This is a genomic window from Paraburkholderia caledonica (genome assembly GCF_000383275.1).
GTDB classification, from domain to species: Bacteria; Pseudomonadota; Gammaproteobacteria; order Burkholderiales; family Burkholderiaceae; genus Paraburkholderia; species Paraburkholderia caledonica.
The window spans coordinates 22,068-43,417 of the sequence record NZ_KB911039.1 but is presented as its reverse complement, the minus strand read 5'-3'; the positions used below and the strand labels follow the sequence as shown (position 1 = coordinate 43,417).

Annotated in this window: 18 protein-coding genes; 12 read left to right on the top strand and 6 right to left on the bottom strand. The window is 62.8% G+C overall.

The features are described 5' to 3' along the window. The first annotated feature begins 50 nt into the window (after nt 1-50). The 4 genes from H281_RS0118245 (at nt 51) to H281_RS0118230 (ending at nt 5,934) form a co-directional block, all read left to right on the top strand. Nucleotides 51-1,088, top strand: a complete 1,038-nt coding sequence (locus tag H281_RS0118245) for an aldo/keto reductase (RefSeq protein ID WP_020068589.1) — start codon at nt 51-53, stop codon at nt 1,086-1,088. Then, nucleotides 1,085-2,524 (top strand): NAD-dependent succinate-semialdehyde dehydrogenase, encoded by a 1,440-nt coding sequence (locus H281_RS0118240; RefSeq protein ID WP_020068588.1) that lies wholly within the window; start codon nt 1,085-1,087, stop codon nt 2,522-2,524. The genes H281_RS0118245 and H281_RS0118240 overlap by 4 nt, the downstream gene beginning before the upstream one ends. 72 nt (nt 2,525-2,596) lie before the next feature. Beyond that, complete coding sequence (locus H281_RS0118235; RefSeq protein ID WP_020068587.1) at nt 2,597-3,979, top strand: MFS transporter; 1,383 nt, start codon at nt 2,597-2,599, stop codon at nt 3,977-3,979. Nucleotides 3,980-4,332: 353 nt separating this feature from the next. After that, nucleotides 4,333-5,934: a peptide chain release factor 3 gene (locus H281_RS0118230; RefSeq protein ID WP_020068586.1), complete on the top strand. Its 1,602-nt coding sequence runs from the start codon at nt 4,333-4,335 to the stop codon at nt 5,932-5,934. A 128-nt stretch (nt 5,935-6,062) separates the two neighbouring features. Here H281_RS0118230 and H281_RS0118225 read toward each other — a convergent pair whose 3' ends face one another. Next, complete coding sequence (locus H281_RS0118225; protein WP_027779974.1) at nt 6,063-6,932, bottom strand: LysR substrate-binding domain-containing protein; 870 nt, start codon at nt 6,930-6,932, stop codon at nt 6,063-6,065. A 267-nt stretch (nt 6,933-7,199) separates the two neighbouring features. Between H281_RS0118225 and H281_RS0118220 the strand changes: the two genes are divergently transcribed. Beyond that, on the top strand, nt 7,200-9,680 hold the full coding sequence (locus tag H281_RS0118220; protein ID WP_027804730.1) for a bifunctional acetate--CoA ligase family protein/GNAT family N-acetyltransferase: 2,481 nt from the start codon (nt 7,200-7,202) through the stop codon (nt 9,678-9,680). A gap of 35 nt (nt 9,681-9,715) precedes the next feature. On the opposite strand, the gene H281_RS0118215 is transcribed toward H281_RS0118220, so the two are convergent. Continuing rightward, nucleotides 9,716-10,261, bottom strand: coding sequence for a hypothetical protein (locus H281_RS0118215; RefSeq protein WP_020068583.1), 546 nt, complete (start codon nt 10,259-10,261; stop codon nt 9,716-9,718). Nucleotides 10,262-10,370: 109 nt separating this feature from the next. Then, nucleotides 10,371-11,159 carry an IclR family transcriptional regulator gene (locus tag H281_RS0118210; RefSeq protein ID WP_027804729.1) on the bottom strand — a complete coding sequence of 263 codons (789 nt, stop codon included), beginning with the start codon at nt 11,157-11,159 and terminating at the stop codon, nt 10,371-10,373. Nucleotides 11,160-11,372: 213 nt separating this feature from the next. On the opposite strand from H281_RS0118210, the gene H281_RS0118205 reads away from it, so the two are divergent. The 6 genes from H281_RS0118205 (at nt 11,373) to H281_RS0118180 (ending at nt 16,734) form a co-directional block, all read left to right on the top strand. Beyond that, nucleotides 11,373-11,696, top strand: coding sequence for a UxaA family hydrolase (locus H281_RS0118205; RefSeq protein WP_020068581.1), 324 nt, complete (start codon nt 11,373-11,375; stop codon nt 11,694-11,696). A gap of 42 nt (nt 11,697-11,738) precedes the next feature. Beyond that, a complete protein-coding gene (locus H281_RS0118200; protein ID WP_027804728.1) occupies nt 11,739-13,064 on the top strand; it encodes a UxaA family hydrolase in 1,326 nt (441 codons plus the stop codon). A gap of 80 nt (nt 13,065-13,144) precedes the next feature. Next, on the top strand, nt 13,145-14,185 hold the full coding sequence (locus tag H281_RS0118195; RefSeq protein ID WP_020068579.1) for an aldo/keto reductase: 1,041 nt from the start codon (nt 13,145-13,147) through the stop codon (nt 14,183-14,185). 8 nt (nt 14,186-14,193) lie between these two features. Beyond that, a complete protein-coding gene (locus H281_RS0118190) occupies nt 14,194-15,024 on the top strand; it encodes an amidohydrolase family protein (protein ID WP_027804727.1) in 831 nt (276 codons plus the stop codon). Nucleotides 15,025-15,063: 39 nt separating this feature from the next. After that, complete coding sequence (locus H281_RS0118185; protein ID WP_020068577.1) at nt 15,064-15,807, top strand: SDR family oxidoreductase; 744 nt, start codon at nt 15,064-15,066, stop codon at nt 15,805-15,807. A gap of 78 nt (nt 15,808-15,885) precedes the next feature. Further along, nucleotides 15,886-16,734 carry an ureidoglycolate lyase gene (locus tag H281_RS0118180; RefSeq protein WP_020068576.1) on the top strand — a complete coding sequence of 283 codons (849 nt, stop codon included), beginning with the start codon at nt 15,886-15,888 and terminating at the stop codon, nt 16,732-16,734. A 39-nt stretch (nt 16,735-16,773) separates the two neighbouring features. Here the strand turns inward: H281_RS0118180 and H281_RS0118175 are convergent, their stop codons facing one another. Then, on the bottom strand, nt 16,774-17,208 hold the full coding sequence (locus H281_RS0118175) for a PaaI family thioesterase (protein ID WP_020068575.1): 435 nt from the start codon (nt 17,206-17,208) through the stop codon (nt 16,774-16,776). A gap of 269 nt (nt 17,209-17,477) precedes the next feature. Here H281_RS0118175 and H281_RS0118170 point away from each other — a divergent pair, with 269 nt between their 5' ends. Continuing rightward, nucleotides 17,478-19,100 (top strand): methyl-accepting chemotaxis protein, encoded by a 1,623-nt coding sequence (locus H281_RS0118170; protein WP_027804726.1) that lies wholly within the window; start codon nt 17,478-17,480, stop codon nt 19,098-19,100. 111 nt (nt 19,101-19,211) lie between these two features. On the opposite strand, the gene H281_RS0118165 is transcribed toward H281_RS0118170, so the two are convergent. After that, nucleotides 19,212-19,415 carry a cold-shock protein gene (locus H281_RS0118165; RefSeq protein WP_006047528.1) on the bottom strand — a complete coding sequence of 68 codons (204 nt, stop codon included), beginning with the start codon at nt 19,413-19,415 and terminating at the stop codon, nt 19,212-19,214. A 605-nt stretch (nt 19,416-20,020) separates the two neighbouring features. Beyond that, on the bottom strand, nt 20,021-21,130 hold the full coding sequence (locus tag H281_RS0118155) for an AGE family epimerase/isomerase (protein WP_020068572.1): 1,110 nt from the start codon (nt 21,128-21,130) through the stop codon (nt 20,021-20,023). Nucleotides 21,131-21,350: the final 220 nt, after the last annotated feature.

Sequence of the window (21,350 nt, the reverse complement as noted above, 5' to 3'; positions counted from 1 at the left end):
GCGGCCTCGATCGAAAGCAGCCGCACCTGATCTGCAAGGAGACACCTTTCATGGAATACATTCGCCTCGGCCAATCCGGCCTGAAGGTTTCGCGTCTGTGCCTCGGCACGATGAACATGGGCACGCCCCAGTGGAAGCCCTGGATTTTCGACGAGGCGCGCAGCGAGCCGATCGTTCGCCATGCGCTGGAAGCCGGCGTCAATTTCATCGACCTCGCCGATTTCTATTCCACAGGCGTCGGCGAAGAAGTCGTCGGCCGCATTCTGAAGCGCCTTGCGCGCCGCGAGGAGATCGTCGTGACGACCAAAGTCGGCTACGACATGGGCGCATACCAGAACGCTGGTGGTCATTCGCGCAAGCACATCATGGACGGCATCGACGGGTCGCTCACGCGCCTTGGTATGGATTACGTCGACATCTACATGCTGCATTTCTTCGACGTGAACACGCCGGTCGAGGAAACCATGGGCGCGCTGAACGACATCGTGCGTGCGGGCAAGGCGCGCTATATCGGCGTCTCCACGATGTACACGTGGCAGTTCGCGAAGATCATGCAGGTTTGCGAACGCAACGGCTGGCATAAGCCGATCAACATGCAGTTGCAGCTGAACCTCGCGTATCGCGAGGAAGAGCGCGAGATGATCCCGTATTGCAGGGATCAGGGCGTCGGTGTCTCCGTATTCAGCCCGCTTGCGCGCGGGTTGCTAACAAGCGACGCCAACTCGACGCGCAATCAGACCGACTTCTTCACCGCGCAAATGTATGGCGATGACGTGTCGCGGCAGATTGCGTCGTCGGTGGCGCGCGTGGCCGCCCGTCGCGGCGTGTCCGCGGCGCAGATCGCGCAGGCGTGGGTGCTGAGGCACGAAGGTGTGGCGAGCATGCTGGTCGGCGCGGACACGCCGGCGCAGTTCGACAGCGCGATAGCCGCGCTCGGCACGGCGCTGTCAGACGAAGAGATCTTCGAACTCGAACGCAATTACACGCCGTGCGATCTGATCAACGACTACACCGCTGGCAAGCGCATCGCGCGCGAGCCGAGGCTTGCGCAAGACGCGTTCGCTGAGAAGCTGGAGGAAGCGGCATGAACGAATTTCTCCGGACAGGGCATTACATCGGCGGCGAGTGGTACGAAGGCGCAAGCACTTATCCCGTGCTCAATCCCGCGACAGGCGAAGTGATCGCGCAAGTGGCTAAGGGCGGCGCGGTGGAGGCGACGCAAGCCATTGCCGCCGCGGAACGGGCGTTTCCCGCGTGGCGCTCGTTGACGGCTAAAGAGCGCAGCGCGCGCGTCAAGCGTTGGGGCGAGTTGATGCTCGAGCATCGCGATGCGCTTGCTGCGCTATTGACCCGCGAACAAGGTAAGCCGCTCGCCGAAGCGCGTGGCGAAGTCGGCTACGCGGCGAGCTTCTTCGAATGGTTCGCCGAAGAAGCGAAGCGCGCATATGGCGACGTGATTCCGAGTCCGAATCCGAACGCGAAGATCATCGTGACGCGCGAACCGGTCGGCGTGGTCGCGGCCATCACGCCGTGGAATTTTCCGCTCGCGATGATCACGCGCAAGGCGGGCCCCGCGCTGGCGGCCGGTTGCACGATGGTCCTCAAGCCGTCCGAGGAAACGCCGCTGTCCGCGTTGGCGCTGGCCGTGCTCGCAGAGAAGGCGGGCATTCCGCCGGGGGTGTTCAACGTGGTCTCCGGCGATGCCGTCGCAATTGGCGGCGCGCTCACCGAATCCGACGTAGTGCGCAAGCTCTCGTTCACGGGCTCCACGCGCGTGGGCAAGCTGCTCGCGAAGCAATCGGCGGATACGTTGAAGAAGCTCTCGCTGGAGTTGGGCGGCAACGCGCCGTTCATCGTGTTCGACGACGCGGATCTCGACGCCGCCGTGCAAGGCGCGATGGCGTCCAAGTTCCGCAACACGGGACAAACCTGCGTGTGCGTGAATCGCTTTTACGTCCAGGACGGCATTTACGATGCGTTCACGCTGGCGCTCGCGCAGGCGGCGCGCAAGATGCGCGTGGGCAATGCGTTGCAAGGCGACGTCGAACAAGGGCCGCTGATCAATCAGGCCGCGCTGACGAAGGTGGAGGCGCATGTGGCCGACGCGTTGCAAAAGGGCGCGAAGGTGCTGACCGGCGCAAAGCCGCATGCGCTTGGCGGCACCTTTTATGAGCCGACGGTTCTCGTCGATGCATCCAGTTCGATGCTGATTGCGCAGGAAGAGACCTTCGGACCGGTCGCCGCGTGTTTTCGCTTCAAGACCGAAGACGAAGCCGTGGCCGCGGCCAACGCGACGCCGTTCGGGCTGTCCGCGTACTTCTATACGCGCGATCTGGCGCGTGCATGGCGCGTGGGCGAGGCGCTCGAAAGCGGCATGGTCGGCATTAACGAAGGGATTCTGTCCACCGAAGTCGCGCCGTTTGGCGGCGTCAAGCAATCGGGCCTCGGCCGCGAAGGATCGAAGTATGGGCTCGATGAATACACCGAACTCAAATACATGATGATGGGCGGGCTCGGACGCTGATCGTCAGACCTCATACGGGCGGGAGCGCATCGCGTTCGCCGCCCGAAAAAGCCAATAAATCAAGGAGACAGCGTGAGTAATCAGGATGTCCAGGCGAGCCCTCTCGGCCTCGCCCCCACTTTCCCGGCTGCGGCGCCGTCCGCGAACCGCCCCATTTCCATCGACGACGTGCCGTTGAACGCGTTCCACGTGAAGATCGCCGGCCTCACGTTCGGCGCGCATTTCACCGAAGGTTTCGCGCTCGGCACGATCGGCTACGCGCTGGCCGCGATGAATCGTCAAATGCCACTCGACGCATTCTGGATGGGCATGATCGGCAGTTCGGCGCTGATGGGTATTTTCTTTGGAAGCCTCGTGTTCGGTTGGCTGTCGGATCGGCTCGGGCGGCAAAAAATCTTTCTGTTGAGCTTTGTCATCATCACCGTGGCCGCGTTTGCGCAGTTCTATGTGCACTCGCCTTTCGAACTCTGCTTGCTGCGCGTATTGATCGGCTTCGGCATGGGCGGCGATTTTGCGGTGGGACATGCGATTCTCGCGGAATTCTCGCCGCGTAAGCATCGCGGAACATTGCTCGGGTCGTTCAGCGTCGTGTGGACGATTGGTTACGTCGTGGCGAACGTGCTCGGCATGCATTACGCCGACGCCTCGCCCGATGCATGGCGCTGGCTGCTCGCCTCGGCGGGCGTTCCGGCGCTGATCGTGCTGGTGTTGCGCATGGGCACGCCCGAGTCGCCGCGCTGGCTGCTCGGCAAAGGCAGGATTGCGGAGGCGAGGTCGGTCGTGCTCAAGCACTTCGGCGAGAACGTCACGCTCGACGGCGCTCACGACCAGCACGCGCAAACGGCTGGCGGATTCATGCGTCTCTTCGAGAAAGACCTGATTCGCCGGACTATCTTTAACTGCGCGTTTTTTGTGTGCCTCGTGATTCCGTACTTTGCGGTCTACACGTTTCTGCCGACAATCCTGAAGGCTATTCATCTGAACAACGATTCAGGCGCGGATTTGCTGCTGAACGGCTTTCTCGTGCTTGGCGCGCTGATCGGTATCTGGCTCACGATCAAACTGCCGCGGCGCGTTTTCCTGATCGGCTCGTTCGCGGTGACGTGCGTGTCGCTGATCGCGCTCAGCTTGCTGCCGGAATCGGCGACGCTCGCCATGATTGTCGCGTTCGGCATTTTCACGCTGACCATGTCGGCATTCTCAAACCTGGTCGGCGTGTTCCCGCCCGAGTGTTTTCCCACCGAAGTACGCGCCTGCGGTGTCGGACTGGCCATTGCTTGCAGCCGTCTCGGCTCCGCAGTGGGGACGTTTCTGTTGCCGCTCGGCATCGCCACGCTCGGCTTTCACATCACAATGTTCGTGCTCGCGGCCGTGCTGCTGGTCGGCATGATCGTTTCGATTGCCTGGGCGCCGGAGACTAAACATTTGACGTTGACCGAAGCGAGCGGCGGCTAGTAGGACACGAAGCGTGCGGCCCGGCGGCGGCGCGGTTACGGGCTAAAGGTAGCCGCTTCACCGCCCGGCGAACGTTTCTGACAGTAGCGCCGGCCGGCCGCCCCTTGCGGGCGGCTTTCCCACGTCCGCCGTCCCGGCGTGTATCATTCGTTCCCTGCGCTGTTCTGCGCTGGCGATTATCCGTATTGTCGAACGCTCGTTCCCGACCTGTTTTCCGACGCGGCCCGGTTGCCATAGTGATGCGGGTTCCCGACCCGACTCCCGCAGCTCGACGCCGCCGCGCCACGCGTGGCAGCCCGGAGGCCACAAGCTTCCGAAGACCGCCGAACCCCTATCCGTGACCGCCAGACCCGATGTCAGTCTCCGAACTCAAACGCCGCCGCACCTTTGCGGTCATTTCCCACCCGGACGCGGGCAAAACCACGCTGACCGAAAAGCTGCTGCTGTTTTCGGGCGCGATTCAGATTGCGGGCACCGTTAAGGGCCGCAAGAGCAATCGCTACGCGACTTCCGACTGGATGGAAATCGAAAAGCAGCGCGGCATTTCCGTCGCGAGTTCGGTGATGCAGTTCGAGTACGGCGACGCGGTTATTAATCTGCTCGACACGCCGGGCCACGAAGACTTCTCCGAAGACACGTATCGCGTGCTCACGGCGGTGGATGCGGCCGTGATGGTGATCGACGGCGCGAACGGTGTCGAAGCGCAGACGCTGAAGCTGCTCGAAGTGTGCCGCAGCCGCAAGACGCCGATCGTCACCTTCATCAACAAGCTCGACCGTGAGGTGCGCGAGCCGCTCGAACTGCTCGACGAGATCGAGCAGCATCTCGGCGTCGCGGCGGTGCCGTTCACGTGGCCGATCGGCATGGGCAAGGAATTCCAGGGCGTCTACGACATCCAGCGCGATCAGGTTCGTGTGTTCCGGGCCGGTCAGGACACGGCCGGCGGCGCGGTTGAAACGCTGCAAGCGTTGAGCGATGAAGAAGGCGAGCGCCGTTTCGGCCACAGCTGGACCAAGGCAAAGGAAGAGATCGACCTGATCACCGGCGCAACGCCCGATTTCGACCGCGAGCAGTTTCTTGCGGGTCAGCAATCGCCGGTGCTGTTCGGCTCGGCGATCAACAACTTCGGCGTGAAGGAAATTCTCGACGCGCTGGTCGACCTGGCGCCGCCGCCGTCGATGCGCATGACGGTGCAGCGTCCGGTGATGCCGGACGAGCCGAAGTTCACCGGCGTCGTTTTCAAGGTGCAGGCGAACATGGATCTGGCGCACCGCGACCGCGTGGCGTTCATTCGTGTGTGTTCGGGGCGTTTCGAGCGCGGCATGGCCGTGAAGGTGACGCGTTCGAACAAGACTTTTCGCGCGAATAACGTTGTGACGTTCCTGTCGCAGCGGCGCGAGACGGTGAGTGAGGCGTATCCGGGCGACATTATCGGTATTCCGAATCACGGCACGCTGAGCCTCGGCGATACGCTGACCGAAGGCGAGGCGCTGCAGTTCGTCGGACTACCGTTCTTCGCGCCGGAAATTTTCCAGACCGTCGAGGTCGTCGACCCTATGCGCGCAAAGCAACTCGGCGAGGCGCTCAAGCAGCTTGGCGAGGAAGGCGCGATCCAGGTGTTCCGTCCCGAAGTGGGCGGTTTGATGATTCTGGGCGCGGTTGGCCAACTGCAGTTCGAAGTCGTATCGCACCGTCTGTCGACCGAATACAAGGTCGACGTGCGCATGGCGCCCGCGCGTTACCGCATGTCCCGCTGGGTGACGTGCGACGACCCTGCGGAACTGCGCCGCTTCACCGACTCATACGCTGCACGCATCGCGCTCGACGCATCCGACGCGCCCACGTATCTGGCCTCGCATGTGTCGGAGATCGAAGTTGCGCAGAAGGCATGGCCGAAAATCGTGTTCAACGAGTTGCGCGAGCATTCGGGCGCGCCGTTCAAGAAGGCAATGTGACGAGTTGAGCCCGTCCGCCAGCGCATGTGGCTGGCGGAGCCTGTTCAGATCAGAGAAAGCCGCGTGTCATGCACGCGGCTTTTTTATTTGGAGGCGCGCCTTCGGCTCGCCATTAGACGGAATAGCCGTTAGCCCATGTTCAGTACTTGTTCGCGCAACCATCCCGCGAACGCCTGCACATATTCGAGGGCGGCGTGCTGAGGCGCGACGTCCAGCCAGTAGCCGAACGGGCCGGCCACTTCGACATCGGAGAACTGCGCGAGGCTGCCATCCGCCAGTTCCTCGACGATCATATTTCTGTCGACGATAGCGAGGCCCGCGCCCTTGCGCGCGGCGCGGATCGCCTGTTCCAGCGTCGAGAATTCAATGCCGTTGTCCGCGTAACGCGCGGGCAACCCTGCTGTGGCGAGCCAGTTCGGCCACAGGTCGAGCCTCGCGTCGTTGTGCAGCACGTGCAGCGCGGGCATGTGTTCAAGCAGCCTGTCGAGCGGCTCGCCGAGCAGCATCGGCGCGCCCACCAGTGCGTGGCGCTCGGTCATCAGCAATTCGGAATGTGCGTCGGGCAATGCATGACGGCCGAAGCGGATCGTGCAGTGGCAGTCGGCGGTCGGCTCGGTGCGAATCGACAATTCGACGTCGGGCATCTCATCAGCGAGCGAACCTAGCCGTGGCGAGAACCATTGCGTCGCGAAGGTAGGCGGTACGGCCACCACCAGACGGCGCCGGCCCTTTGCCGCGGTGATTTGCCGGAAACCGCGCTCAATGGTGTCGAACGCGTCGGACAGGCAAGGCAGGAATTGCAGTCCCACGGGCGTCAGGCGAATGCCTTTGTGATCGCGCTCGAACAGCTTCGCGCCGAGCGATTCCTCGAGCAGTTTGATTTGCCGGCTAACGGCGCCTTGCGTCACGCATAGCGCGCTCGCCGCGCGGTTAAAGCTCATGTGGCGCGCTGTTTCCTCGAAAAAGCGCAACGCGATGAGCGATGGCAAGCGTCGCATACATCACCTTCTGTCTCTTGGATCGTGCGGGGCAGTGCGGCCGATGTGAAGGCGCGCGGATCGCCTGCAATTGTCGCATTGAAGCACTGCATTTTGCCTGCGCGCGCTAAAAAAATCCCAATGCGCGGTCGCGCCGGTCAACCTCCGATTGCCAGGGCTGTGGCTGGTGCGCGAGAAGCGCCGCGCGATGGCCGCTCTTCGCCTATGCTGAGGAACACGCGCGCGTCGACGTCCGAGCGGCGCGCCATTTTCATCTGCGGAGCGCCTGTGACCGTTCGCAATCTCGACGCGTTGTTCCGACCCAAATCTGTCGCCGTGATCGGCGCCTCCGAGCGGCCGGGCAGCACCGGCGCGATGGTCTGGGCGCGCTTGCTGGAAGGCGGCTTCGAGGGCCCGCTGTGGCCGGTCAATCCGGGATACGAAACGCTGAGCGGGCACCCGGTAATCGGCGATGTCGGCGACTTGCCGCAAGCGCCCACCGTGGCACTCATCTGCACGCCGGCAGCTAGCTGGCCTTCCATCATTCACAAACTCGGCGGTTTAGGGACGCGCGCGGCGATCATTGTCGGCGAGATGCGTTGCGAAGACGACAGGCTCGCGCTGCGGCATGCGCTGGCGGCGGCGCGGCCGCATCTGTTGCGAATCGTTGGACCGGGCAGTCTCGGCGTAGTGACGCCGGCGCTGCGCGCGCATTTCGGCGCGCCGTCGTGCACTGTGAAGGCGGGCGGCGTCGCGTGGGTCTCGCAGTCGAACGCGCTGACCAACGCGGTGCTCGGCTGGGCGCATGCACGCGGCCTCGGTTTTTCGCACGCGATAGCGCTCGGCGGCGAGGCGGATGTAGACGCGGGCGACGTGCTCGACTATCTGGCGAGCGACCCGGGCACGCGCGCGATCCTGCTCGAACTGGACAGCGTGAAGGCGGCGCGCAAATTCATGTCGGCGGCTCGCGCGGCGGCGCGCAACAAGCCCGTGCTTGCTCTGCGCTCGGGCCGCGCCGATCCCGCCGACGGGCTTTATACCGCCGCGTTTCGCCGCGCCGGCATGGTACGCGTCGACGCGCTCGACGACCTGCTCGACGAAATCGAAACGCTTGGCGTGGGACGCGTCGCAGCGGGTGCGACCGCGACGCTGATCACTAGCGACCGTGGCCTCGCGACGCTTGCGTGCGACGCCTTCGCCGCCGCTGGCGATACGCTCGCGCCGTGGCCGGAGCAAGCGTCGCAGGCGCTGCAGGAGGCGCTGCCGCATGCGGTAGGCGGCAACCCGCTGCAACTCGGCGACGACGCTCGTCCCGAGCACTTCGGCACGGCGCTGAAGCTGCTTGCCGAGCATCGCGGCACCGGCACGGCATTCGTCGTGCATGCCTCGACACATGGCGCGCCGGTCGGCGACGTGGCGCAGGCGCTGATCGAAAATCAGCGGTACGCGTATCGCGGACTGCTCGCATGCTTTTTTGGCGGACTTGACGCTGCTACGCGCGACGCGTTGCATGCGCAAGGAATTCCGGTTCACACGACGCCGCAGCGGCTCGCCCGCGCATTCGCGCGTCTCGTCGATTACCGGATGGGGCGCGAATTGCTGATGCAGACGCCGGAGGGCTTGCCAGCCCAAGTCCCCGACGCGATCGACGCCGCGCAAGCGCAGGCTCGCGCCGCGCTTGCTGCGGGGGAGCGCGAATTAACGGGTGAAGCGGCAGCGGACTTGTTGAAACGTTTCGGGCTCGACATAGAAACGGTGCCGACAGCGAATGCAGCGGGCGTGGGCGAGCGTCCCGACGCGGCGCAAAGTTCGCGCGAATCGGACTGCGCGGGAACTGACGCTGCGTCTGAGCGCAAGCCGGTAGTCGACATCGCCGTGGAGCTTCATGACGACGACAACTTCGGTCCTGTGTTCCGCTTCACGGCGCCGTCCGCCGATGGTGTTTCCGAGCCGCTGCGACTCTATGGTCTGCCGCCGCTCAATCCGACGCTCGCCCGCGACATCGTCACGCGGTCGCCGTATGCGCGGCTGATCGCGCCGGAGCCTGCGTTAGCCGCGTTGACGGCGCTCTCGCAAGCCGTCTGCGACGTCAGGGAAATCGTTGGTCTTACGCTCACGCTGCGCGTGTACCGCGATCATGTGACGGTTGTCGCACCCACGCTCCGTATCGCGCCGACGCGCAGCCGCCTCGCGATCATGCCGTATCCGCGCCGCTTCGAGGAGACACTCGACTGGCAAGGTCTGCGTATTACGGTGCGGCCGATTCGCCCCGAAGACGAGGCCGCGCATCACGACTTCGTCGAAGCGATGACGCCCGAGGATTTGCGGCTGCGGTTTTTCGGTGCAGTAGGCAGCTTCGATCATTCGCAGCTCGCGCGTATGACGCAGATCGATTACGACCGTGAAATGGCGCTGATCGCGACAGTGCAAAGCGACGAGGGCCTGGCGCGCACGCTCGGGGTGGTGCGCGCGGTGGCGGACCCGGATAACGAAACGGCGGAATTCGCAGTTGCCATTCGCTCGGATCAGAAAGGGCGACGGCTTGGCCGGTTGCTGACAGACCGAATCATCCGGTATGCGCGTGCGCGCGGTATACATTGGCTTGTCGGCGAGGCGTTGCGGGAGAACACTGCGATGATCGCGCTCGCGAGAGCGAGCGGCTTCACGATCACGCCAACGGAAGACCCGAGTGTGGTGGGCTTCCGGATGGCGCTGGAGAAAGAGCCGGAGCAGGAGAAGAGCGCCGCGACGATGCGCGGCGCGCGTTGATTCGAAGGTGCGAGCACCTCCGCAACAGCAGGCGATCAGGCCGGCAGCTTCGCAGCCGCTTCATCGACCTGCGCTCGCGTCACGGCCAACTCGTCCAGCCACGCATCCGCATACATCGCACCGGTTTCGCGTTCCAGCCGCGCAATGGTTGCCGCGCAGCGGCTCGAATCCTTCGGCGTCGCGATAAACGACTTCACCGACTGCCCCGCCTTGAATGCATCGAACAGCGGCACGCGGATATCGTCCGGCAACTGACGCGTCGTCCATTGATACGGCTTGCCGTTGAACGTGAACGAGGGTGGCAGCACGCGTTCTTTCTTGGCGGCGGGAATCAGGCCGTACGTGCGTGCGGCTTCACCAATCTGCTCCGGTGAAAACAGTTCGTCAGGGCTGATGTCGAATTGCTGGATGAAAGTCTCGATGCTCTTCATCGCTGCCGCACGGTCGTCACGCCGCTTTTGCGCATGAGCGACGATGTCGCGGAGTTCGTCGGCTTCTGCAGGCGTGATCGTGAAGCTCGATTGCTTCTGCTGGAGTTCGGAAAAACGCTGGAATTCGGAATCGGTCAGAAGTTTCGCCATTGCTTATCGAAGGGCGCGCATGAACGGATTCATGCGGCGACATTTTTGAGAGGGTCGCCATTCTAAACCATGCGCGCGAGCGGTCTGCATCGAGTCAGGCGGCCGCGCGTCAGACAACCTTCTCACTGAACATGGACAGCGCCTGAACCGTCTCGCGCAGCAGCGTGGTCGCGGCTGCGAGCGTAGGCGCGACGTATTCGTCGATGCGCTTCAGATAAGGGCACGTGAGCGCCGCGATTGCCTGGCCGGACGGGCCCAGAATCGGAAACGTCACGTCCGTCACGCCGAACGTCTGCTGGCTGTCCTTCTGCGAGAAGCCCGCCGCGCGAATCCGTTCGCACGCTGCTTCGAGTGCGTCGCGGTCAATCGTCACTTCGCCCTTCACCTTGGTGTGCTCGGCGAGCATCTGCGCGCGTTGCTCGATCGTCTGGAATGCGAGCATTACGCGGCCCGAGCCAGTGTCGATCAGGCCGACCCGCGATCCGAGCCGCACCGACATGCCCCAGGTGCCCGGTCCGTCCACTTGCGCGATGACAAGCAGATTGCCGCGGTCATACACGGCAAGGTGACACGACTGTTCGGCGGCATCCGCGAAACGTTGCATGAGCGGCAACGCCTCGGAGATGAGACGGTTCATCGGCGGATGACGATGGGCGAGCGCATACAGCTTGAGGCTCAGCGAGTAACGATCGCCGCTCGCAGAACGCACCACGTATTGCCGGGCGACCAGACGTTCGAGCATCCGGTACATCTCGCTCGCGTTGCGTCCAAGCAGCTTGGTGATCTCGGCGCGCGTGAGGCCTTGCTTCTGCTCTGCAAGCAACTCCAGGATGTCGAGACCTTTGTCGAGCGCAGGAGCGCGATAACGGTCGGCATCGTCTTTGTCTTCTGCGTCCATCATGCGGTAATTCCGTGAGCTGTTCGTACCTGGCGCTTGAGTGTAAGTGCGGCGGCCGATTCCTGCGAGCGGATGCGTCCAGGGAAAACACGGACCATTGGTGCAGTGCACTTCCCTTGACTTCGAAAAGTGCATATATGAATAATGCGTTCATTGGTGAATTTAGCATGTCCGCTCGCAGCATGCGTCGCCACGGTCTAACGGAGAACTCATTTGACCAGTCGCCCGCAAACGGATCCGCGTCTGATCCTGCTCAGTCCCGAGGACAATTGCCTGATCGCGGCGGCGCGGCTCGACGCCGGCACGCAACTGGAGATCGAAGGGGAGAGCGTGACTCTCACGCAAACCATCGAACTCGGGCACAAGGTAGCGCGCCGCGATCTCGCGAAGGACGACAAGGTGCTGCGCTACGGCGCAGTGATCGGCCATGTGACGCAAGCGGTGCAGCGCGGGGCGCATCTGCATACGCACAACCTCGAAAGCGATTACCTGCCGACCTATACGCACGACGCCGGTCATCAATTCGTACATCACTGATTCGCGCATAACGACGCAGCTTCGCGCTGCGGTGGAACGACCATGACTGAGACTTTGGTAGCAACTGCCTCCGCGCAGCAGCCCATGTTGCAAGGGTATCCGCGCAGCGACGGCCGCAAAGGCATTCGCAATGTCGTCGCGGTCGCGTATCTGGTCGAGTGCGCGCATCATGTGGCGCGCGAGATCGTTACAGAGTTTCGCGAGCCGCTCGACGCGTTCGGCGACACGTTTGCCGACGGATCTGCCGGGCGCGAGCCGCCGGTTCATCTGATCGGCTTTCCCGGCTGCTATCCGAATGAGTACGCGGAGAAAATGCTCGAGCGGCTCACAACGCATCCGAACGTCGGCGCGGTGCTGTTCGTCTCGCTGGGATGCGAGAGCATGAACAAGCACTATCTCGTCGACGTGGTCCGCGCGAGTGGCCGCCCCGTCGAAGTGCTGACGATCCAGGAAAAGGGCGGCACGCGCAGCACGATCCAATATGGCGTCGACTGGGTTCGCGGCGCGCGCAAGCAACTCGCCGCACAAGAGAAAGTGCCAATGGCGCTCAGCGAGCTGGTGATCGGTACGATCTGCGGAGGCTCGGACGGCACGAGCGGCATCACCGCGAATCCGGCGGTTGGCCGCGCGTTCGATCATCTGATCGACGCGGGCGCGACCTGCATCTTCGAAGAGACCGGCGAGCTGGTAGGCTGCGAATTTCATATGAAGACCCGCGCCGCGCGGCCGGAACTGGGCGACGCGATTGTCGCGTGCGTCGCGAAAGCGGCGCGCTATTACTCGATTCTCGGCCACGGTAGTTTTGCGGTCGGCAACGCGGACGGCGGCCTCACCACGCAGGAAGAGAAATCGCTAGGCGCGTATGCGAAGAGCGGCGCGTCGCCGATTGCGGGCATCGTGAAGCCGGGCGACATTCCACCGACCGGCGGCCTCTATCTGCTCGATGTGGTGCCGGACGGCGAGCCACGGTTCGGCTTTCCGAACATCAGCGACAACGCGGAAATCGGCGAACTGATAGCGTGCGGCGCGCATGTCATTCTGTTCACGACCGGACGCGGTTCGGTGGTCGGCTCGGCAATTTCGCCGGTCATCAAGATATGCGCCAATCCCGCCACGTATCGCAACCTGGCTGGGGACATGGACGTGGACGCAGGCCGTATTCTGGAAGGCCGCGGCACGCTCGACGAAGTGGGACGCGAAGTGTTCGAGCAGACGGTGGCGGTGTCGCAGGGTGCGCCTTCCAAGTCGGAAATGCTGGGTCATCAGGAATTCATTCTTACGTACAAGACGTTCGAGCCGGTCGGGCCGGCATGCTTGCCGTCGAACACCGTCGCGCCTCGACGCGTGGTTACCGTGGCGCCGCACTGAGCGTTGCCTTGCCGTGTGATAAAAAGAGCATGCAACAGCAACCACTTGCATGCGACTGGAGCAAGAAGGAGACACGCTCAATGACTGCAACGAACGGTTCGAAAATCCAGCAACGCCGCCGCGTTGGCCGCAGCGCATTGCAAGTAACCGGATTGAGCCTCGGCACCGCGCCGCTCGGCGGCCTCTACCGCGATCTGTCCGAAGAGGAAGCACACGCCACCGTCGCGGCCGCCTGGAACGCCGGCGTGCGCTATTTCGACACCGCGCCGCATTACGGCCACACCAAAGCGGAGCATCGTCTTGGCGACGCTTTGCGCCGCTATCCACGCAGCGAATATGTGTTGTCGACGAAAGTGGGCCGCCGTTTCGTACCGCGCACCAACCCCTACGACGGCAGCGAAGGCTGGCAGGATCCGCTGCCCTTCGAAGCGATTTACGACTACACGCACGACGGTATTCTGCGTTCGTTCGAAGACAGCCAGCAGCGCCTCGGCATCGTCGATATCGACATTCTGTTGGTCCACGACATTGGGCGAGTCACGCACGGCGAGAACAATACTCACTACTGGCGGCAACTGACCGAAGGCGGTGGTTTTCGCGCGCTCGACGAACTGCGCTCGGGCGGCGCGGTCAAGGCCGTGGGCCTCGGCGTCAATGAAGGCGCTGTAATACTCGACGCGATGGCCGAGTTCGATATCGATTGCGCGTTGCTCGCGGGCCGTTATACGCTTCTCGAACAGGCGACTCTCGACGACCTCTTGCCGGCGTGCGAAAAGCGCGGCGTCAGCATCCTGTTAGGCGGCGCGTTCAACTCGGGCATTTTGGCGCGCGGCGTCGAAGGCGATCTGAAATTCAATTACGGCGAGGCGCCGCGCGAAGTCATCGAGCGAGTGGCGCGACTGGAGACGGTTTGCCGAAACCTCGGCGTGCCGCTCGCCGCCGCAGCCTTGCAGTTTCCGTATGCGCATCCGGCGGTCGCCACCGTGCTGACCGGCGCGCGCAGTGCCGACGAATTGCGTGAGAACGCTGCGTCGTTCGAGTTGCCGATTCCCGGGGCCTTGTGGTCCGCGTTGCGCGAGGAAGGCTTGCTCGACCCTCGCGCGCCCGCGCCACAGAAATGAATGTGAAGATGCATATCGACGCTCATCAGCACTATTGGGACCCCGCTCGCGGCGACTATGAATGGCTTACGCCGGAGCTCGAAATTCTGTACCGCCCTTTCGGTCCCGCAGATCTGAAACCGTTGCGAGAGAGGGCGGGCATCGAGAGAACGGTCGTGGTGCAGGCGGCGCCGACCATCGACGAAACGCGTTATCTGCTCGGCATTGCGCGCGAGGAGCCGTCCATTGCCGGCGTGGTCGGCTGGGTGCCGCTCCTGCTGCCTACCGCCCCGGCTTTGATCGGCGCGCTCGCGCAAGAGCCCAAGTTCAAGGGCGTGCGGCCCATGCTGCAAGACCTGCCCGACGATGCATGGATTGCGAATCCCGATCTCGCGCCTGCCGTCGAAGCGCTGATCGCGCACGACCTTGCCTTTGACGCGCTGATCTACGCACGGCATGTCGACCATGTGGAAACGTTCGCGCGGCGTTTTCCGTCGCTGCGCATCGTGGTCGATCACGGCGCCAAGCCGCCCATCCGCTACGGTCAGGCCGGCTGGCAAACATGGGCCGATGCGATCGCGCGGCTCGCGAAGCTGCCGGGCGTGCACTGCAAGCTGTCGGGGCTCGCAACCGAGGCATCGCCGGGCTGGACCGAAGAGACACTACGGCCCTACGTCGAGCACCTGCTTGCTACGTTCGGCCCCGCGCGGCTGATGTGGGGCAGCGACTGGCCCGTGCTCGAACTGAACGGCGATTATCTGCTGTGGCATTCGGTGGCCAACACGCTGCTTGCGTCGCTTGACGACGGCGAGCGCGAAGCGGTTTTCGGCGGCAACGCCGCCGCGTTTTATCGACTGTGACGTGACGAACACGTTTAGCCCATTCAACTGGAGTCGTAGATGACACAAAGACTGGCCGGCAAGACAGCATTGATCACCGCGGCGGGACAGGGCATCGGCCTCGCAACCGCCGAAATGTTCGCGCGCGAAGGCGCGCGCGTGATCGCCACCGACATCCGCATTGACGGGCTCGCGGGCAAGCCCGTCGAGGCGCGCAAGCTGGACGTGCTCGATGGCGAGGCCATCAAGGCGCTGGCCGCAGAAGTCGGCCCGATCGACGTGCTGTTCAATTGCGCAGGCTTCGTGCACGCGGGCTCGATCCTGGAATGCAGCGAGGAAGACTGGGACTTTGCGTTCGACCTCAATGCGAAGGCAATGTACCGGATGATTCGCGCATTCCTGCCCGCCATGCTGGAGCGCGGCGGCGGGTCGATCATCAATATGTCGTCGGCGGCGTCGAGCGTGAAGGGCGTGCCGAATCGCTTTGCGTACAGCGCGTCGAAGGCGGCGGTGATCGGGCTGACCAAGTCGGTTGCCGCGGATTTCGTCACGCGTGGTGTACGCTGTAACGCGATCTGCCCGGGCACAGTGTCGTCGCCGTCGCTCGAACAGCGGATCGCGGCGCAGGCCGCGGCGCAAGGTGCGACGCTCGAAGCCGTGCAGGCGGCGTTCGTCGCGCGCCAGCCAATGGGCCGAATCGGCAAGGCCGAAGAGATTGCTGCGCTGGCGCTCTATCTCGCGTCGGACGAATCGGCGTTCACCACGGGCCACGCACATGTGATCGACGGCGGCTGGTCGAACTGACGCATAGACACAGGGCGTCGCAAGCCGGCGCACTGACGTATCAACCGAACACCACTGAACCCAGAGGAAAGTGCAACGATGAAACTGCTTCGTTATGGGCCGAAAGGCCAGGAAAAGCCGGGCTTGCTCGACGCGCAAGGCAAGATCCGCGATCTGTCCGGCGTAGTTGCCGACATCGACGGTGCGGCGCTGACCGACGAGGGCCTTGCCCAACTGCGTGCGCTCGACCCGGCTTCGCTGCCGGTTGTTGACGGCAATCCGCGCATGGGCCCGTGCGTCGGCAAGATCGGCAAGTTCATCTGCATCGGTTTGAACTACGCGGATCACGCGGCCGAGTCGAATCTGCCCGTGCCCGCTGAGCCGGTCATCTTCAACAAGTGGACGAGCGCGATCTCCGGTCCGAATGACGACGTGGAAATTCCGCGCGGCTCAAAGAAGACCGATTGGGAAGTGGAACTTGGCGTGGTGATCGGCAAACCGGCCAAGTATGTGGACGAAGCGAACGCGCTCGATTACGTCGCAGGCTATTGCGTGATCAACGACGTGTCGGAACGCGAATGGCAGATCGAACGCGGTGGCACCTGGGACAAGGGCAAGGGCTTCGATACGTTCGGCCCGATCGGCCCGTGGATGGTCACGCGCGACGAAGTCGCCGATCCGCAGAACCTCAGCCTGTGGCTCGAAGTGGACGGACGCCGCTATCAGAACGGCAGCACGAAGACGATGGTGTTCGGTGTTGCCAAGCTGGTCTCGTATGTGTCGCAGTGCATGAGCCTGCAACCGGGCGACGTCATTTCCACGGGCACGCCGCCGGGCGTCGGCATGGGCGTCAAGCCGAATCCGGTGTATCTGAAGCCCGGCCAGACGATCCGTCTCGGCATTGAAGGTCTCGGCGAACAAACGCAGAAGACTTACGCAGCGGAGTAAGCCACTGGGAGCCGGCGGCGAGCGTTTGAAGCTTTTGCGTTAATTCGCCGGTTCGTGATCGCCGTTCTCGCCGATCCGGTTGACCGTGCCTTGCGCAACCGCGACGAGTCTTTCGCGGTTGCCGTCCATCACAAAGATGTTGCATTGGCAGGTCGCCTGATGGCGGCCCGCATACACCACCTTCGCCCGCGCGATCAGCGTGCCGTTCACCGCGGGGCGCAAATAATTGATCTTGTATTCCCCCGTCACGACCTTGGGCCCGAGCGATAGTGCGCCGGCAAAGGTCAGCGCGTTGTCGGCCAGATAGCTGACTACGCCGCCATGCACGAAGCCGTGCTGCTGCCGCAACTCGTCGCGGATCGGCAGGCTCAGCGTCAGTTCGTCGGTGCCCGTGTGCATCAGCTCTGCGCCTAACAGCATGCTGAACGGCTGGGCGTGCAGTGCGCCGCGCGCCCGGTCGAGTAGGTCGGTCATTGTGATTCCTTCGAGGAAGGCCTGCGGTGGCAGTGCGCACTGGCGTACGCGCGTCAGTCCCTACCCACTCTAGGAAGCGCCAACGCGCGCCGTCAAGGTGAATCGGAAATATCTGCCCCGCATTGTTGCTTGCGACGGTAGGAATGCAGACGTTGGCCGACGTAAACGCGACGTAAGGCGATCTTTGGAGTTTTTGACCTTAAGCAAAGAATGGTGCTGCCGTTAACCCTGAGGTACTCCCCGTCATTCTCTGCCTTCAGGTGTTCACGATGTTCAGCAAGATCAAGGTCGCATCCGGCCTGTTGTGTGTTCTGGCCGCATTCTGCGTTTTCCAGCTTGTCACGGTAGGTCTCGGTTTCTGGTCGCTCACGCGTACCCATGACGACGTTGGCGACCTTTCAAACATCGCGCTCAAACAAGTGGATGCCGTCAACGAAACCACGCAGCATCTGATGGACGCCCGCATCAACCTGTCCCGTGCCGGTACGCGCATGGTGCGCGGCGGCGCGGAGCCGACCGAAATCGTTCAGCACGCGCGCGAGCAGCTGACGGCCGCCGAGCAATCGTTCAACGCGTTCATGAGCGCCCCGAAAACGAGCGACGAAAACGGCGCCCGTGCCGCAGCCCTCGCCGAGCGCTACAAGAAGCTGCATGGCGCGCTCACGGAACTGGCGCAGTTTCTGGACGCAAACAACATTCAGGCGTTTCTCGACCAGCCGACGCAATCGTTCCAGGACGGCTATCTGACCGAGTTGCATAACTTCACGCAGTTCGGCAATGCGGCGAGCCGCGCGTCGCTCGATTCCATCGACGCGCGCATGGCCGCGTTCCGGGTCGTCAGCATTGTGATTCTGCTGGCGCTGGTCGGCGGGACGTTCGCGGTGCATATGGCATTGCGCCGTGGCGTAGTCGCACCGCTGGAGGAAGCGGGCCGTCACTTCGACCGGATCGCACAAGGGCGTCTCGATCAGCCAATCGCCGCCCGCGGCACCAACGAAATCGGCCGGCTGTTCTCAGGCCTCGCCAAGATGCAGGCGAGCGTCGCGCGCACCGTGCAGACCGTTCGCGAGTCGGCCGATTCCATTCACCTCGGCGCCGATGAAATCGCGACCGGCAACGCCGATCTTTCCGCACGCACTGAAAACCAGGCCGCATCGCTCGAAGAAACGGCGTCGAGCATGGAAGAATTGACTGCCACAGTGCGTCAGAACGCCGATCACGCGCGCGAAGCAAACGCGCTCGCCGAAACGGCCCTCGAGGCAACCTCGCGCGGCAGCGAAGTGGTCGACAAGGTAGTGGACAAGATGCGCGGCATTGCGCAGAGCTCGGACAAGATCGCCGAGATTATTTCGGTGATCGACGGCATTGCGTTCCAGACCAATATTCTCGCGCTGAATGCGGCCGTCGAGGCGGCGCGCGCAGGCGAACAGGGCCGCGGCTTTGCAGTCGTGGCAGGCGAGGTTCGCGGACTGGCCCAGCGCAGCGCGCAGTCGGCCAAGGAAATCAAGACGTTGATCAGCGAATCGGTCGCGGAGATCCAGGGCGGATCGGCGCTCGTCGAGCATGCCGGCGAAGCGATGAGCAACGTGTCCGCCTCGATCTCGCGCGTGACGCAGATGATGGCTGAAATCAGCGCGTCCTCGCTCGAGCAAAGCACGGGCATCGAGCAGGTGAACCAGGCGGTTGTGCAAATGGACGAGATGACGCAGCAAAACGCGGCGCTCGTCGAGCAGGCTGCGGCAGCGGCGGCTTCGCTGCATCAACAGACTCAGCAATTGAAGCAGGCGGTTTCCGTGTTCGAAATTTCGGCGGCTGTGTTGCGCACACAACAGATCGACGAAATGCCGGCGGAATTCGGGCAATTTGCGGTGTCGGGAATGCGCGCGATTTAAACGGTTCGCGCTCAAAAATCGGGCAGCCAGAAAAGAAAAATGGCCCGCGGAAGCGGGCCATTCTTGTATTAGGCGCAAGCGCCTACGCGTGCCTCAATGTACCGTTGGTACTTAGGCCGGCGTGATGTTCGCAGCTTGCTTGCCCTTCGGGCCCTGCTTCACTTCGAACGACACTTTCTGGTTTTCCTGCAGGGACTTAAAGCCGCTGCCTTGAACTTCCGAAAAGTGTGCAAACAGGTCTTCGCCGCCGTCGTCCGGCGTGATGAAACCAAAGCCCTTTGCATCGTTAAACCACTTCACAGTACCTGTTGCCATTTTTGATCCAGTAAATGTTGTGTATTGCATTCGCGACCGCTATTTCTCAAATCGAGATCGAGCGCGAAGTACGAGTTGTATCACGTCTTTATGATGGACGCCAATCAACCAGTATTCGGGTATTCCCCGGCTTCGGCCTTTTCGAGGCGTCGAGGGCACAAAAAAGGACGTGCCTCCAGGTAGGGTAAACTGCTTGTATTACTCTTCCAGGAAAAACATTGACACATTATTTGCAAGAAGAACTTACGTCGTTCTGGAGCCGTTTGACCCCCTATCTCGCGGTATTGGAGTCTAAATCACCTCAAGACGACGCCCCGGACCCCGTCGGCCGAATCACCGTGGACGCCGACGACCGCCAGGCTTTTGCCCTCCACACCACCGACCGCAAGCCGCAAGGCGGCACGTCCGACACGCCTACTGGCCAAAGCGCAACATATATGCGGACCAGATCGGCCGGCGCCGATTGGGGCCCTTGGCAGCGCGAAGAGTATTGAGCGACTGGGCGGCGGGAGTGAGTCGCGCCGCGGCGAATGTTTGGCGGATCTCGACTGAGGGCGAGGCCGCTAAAAAGAGCGTTCGCCTCGCTTGTACATCAGCCTGCCGTGTCAGGCCGGCAACGCGTTGAAAGCCGTTGCGAGGTGATAAGGCGTGGTCGACGGCATGTCGGCGCGCGCTACTTCACCCGTTGAAGTTTTGCATTCGAACCAGCCTTGCGGCCGCAAGAAACGTTGCTGGAACAGTTCGATTTGCCGCGGCAGATCGGCCCGCACGACGGCTTCGTCGTGGCTCGCTAGTGCTCGCAAATACTCCGTTTGCGCCCAGATGCGCTGAGTCGGATCTTTGATCCGCCCGTTTTCATCGAGCGACGCACAGACGCCGCCCGTTTCCTGATCCACACCATTGCGTTGCGCAAAATCGAACGCGCGCGTGAGTGTTTCCATCAGATCTGATCCCTCGAATAGCGCGCCTGCCCGCTTGGCCAGCCAGAACCATTCGAACTGATGCCCCGGCTCGAGGCGATTGTCGTCGGTGCCAATCGGCAATTCGGCGATGCAGCCCGACGGCGCATGCACGAAGTGACGAGCGACCGCGCCGGCCAGGCGCCTTAGTGCGGCGTCGAAAGCGTTGTCGCGCGTAGCTTCGCGGGCCGCGAGCCAAGCCTCCGTTAAATGCATCAACGGGTTCTGAACCGGTGTGCCGGTTACTCCGGTGAAGTCGGCCGTGAGTGCAGCATTGAAGAGATTGTCTTCAGCGGAAAAATGCGACTGAATCAGCGCGGACGTGCGATGCACGATCTCCAGCGCGTCGCGATTGCCGGAGCGTCGGCCATATTCCGCACAGGCGAAGACGACGAACGCATGTGTGTACAGGTCTTTCGCGGTGTCGAGCGGAGCGCCTTGCTCATCGACGCTGTAGAACCAACCGCCGTGTTCCGTGTCCTGAAAAGTGTGCGTAAGGGAGTCGAACAGGACTTGCGCGTAGGCTGCGTCGCCGGCTTCGGAGAACACAAAGAGTTGGCGCGCGCAGGCCATTGCCCGATAGCGTTGCGCGGGCTCTGGAAGGTGATGTTCCGCGCTGAGCGCTTCGTACGGCAGTTTGAGCGCTCCGTTGAAACCGGGCCCGCGCCACATCGGCAGGATCACGTTGTTGAAGTGCTCGCGCAGTCCCGCGGCGAGCGCGATGGCCGGGGCGGCGTCAGGGTTCTTGCTGGGCATAGTTATGTTTCAAACGCGATGTTTCAAACGCGGTGTTTCAATGCGCTCGTGTCAGCGAGCGTACGTCAAGCGGTAGTGCAATTGCCGGCCGCACCGGCACACGTGCTGAGGTTGCAGACGCGGGGCACGCATGGGACAAGCGTGGGGCAGCGGCGGCCTGCGGCTTAGCATAATGGAAACCGAACGCATCCGGCGCCCAAAATCGACGAGGAAAACGCTC

What these genes read in the sequence shown, in the direction of transcription:
- H281_RS0118245 (WP_020068589.1), top strand. Translation starts at nt 51, where the DNA reads ATGGAATACATTCGCCTCGGCCAATCCGGCCTGAAGGTTTCGCGTCTG.
- H281_RS0118240 (WP_020068588.1), top strand. Translation starts at nt 1,085, where the DNA reads ATGAACGAATTTCTCCGGACAGGGCATTACATCGGCGGCGAGTGGTAC.
- H281_RS0118230 (WP_020068586.1), top strand. Translation starts at nt 4,333, where the DNA reads ATGTCAGTCTCCGAACTCAAACGCCGCCGCACCTTTGCGGTCATTTCC.
- H281_RS0118225 (WP_027779974.1), bottom strand. Translation starts at nt 6,932, where the DNA reads ATGCGACGCTTGCCATCGCTCATCGCGTTGCGCTTTTTCGAGGAAACA.
- H281_RS0118215 (WP_020068583.1), bottom strand. Translation starts at nt 10,261, where the DNA reads ATGGCGAAACTTCTGACCGATTCCGAATTCCAGCGTTTTTCCGAACTC.
- H281_RS0118210 (WP_027804729.1), bottom strand. Translation starts at nt 11,159, where the DNA reads ATGGACGCAGAAGACAAAGACGATGCCGACCGTTATCGCGCTCCTGCG.
- H281_RS0118200 (WP_027804728.1), top strand. Translation starts at nt 11,739, where the DNA reads ATGACTGAGACTTTGGTAGCAACTGCCTCCGCGCAGCAGCCCATGTTG.
- H281_RS0118195 (WP_020068579.1), top strand. Translation starts at nt 13,145, where the DNA reads ATGACTGCAACGAACGGTTCGAAAATCCAGCAACGCCGCCGCGTTGGC.
- H281_RS0118190 (WP_027804727.1), top strand. Translation starts at nt 14,194, where the DNA reads ATGCATATCGACGCTCATCAGCACTATTGGGACCCCGCTCGCGGCGAC.
- H281_RS0118185 (WP_020068577.1), top strand. Translation starts at nt 15,064, where the DNA reads ATGACACAAAGACTGGCCGGCAAGACAGCATTGATCACCGCGGCGGGA.
- H281_RS0118180 (WP_020068576.1), top strand. Translation starts at nt 15,886, where the DNA reads ATGAAACTGCTTCGTTATGGGCCGAAAGGCCAGGAAAAGCCGGGCTTG.
- H281_RS0118175 (WP_020068575.1), bottom strand. Translation starts at nt 17,208, where the DNA reads ATGACCGACCTACTCGACCGGGCGCGCGGCGCACTGCACGCCCAGCCG.
- H281_RS0118170 (WP_027804726.1), top strand. Translation starts at nt 17,478, where the DNA reads ATGTTCAGCAAGATCAAGGTCGCATCCGGCCTGTTGTGTGTTCTGGCC.
- H281_RS0118165 (WP_006047528.1), bottom strand. Translation starts at nt 19,415, where the DNA reads ATGGCAACAGGTACTGTGAAGTGGTTTAACGATGCAAAGGGCTTTGGT.
- H281_RS0118155 (WP_020068572.1), bottom strand. Translation starts at nt 21,130, where the DNA reads ATGCCCAGCAAGAACCCTGACGCCGCCCCGGCCATCGCGCTCGCCGCG.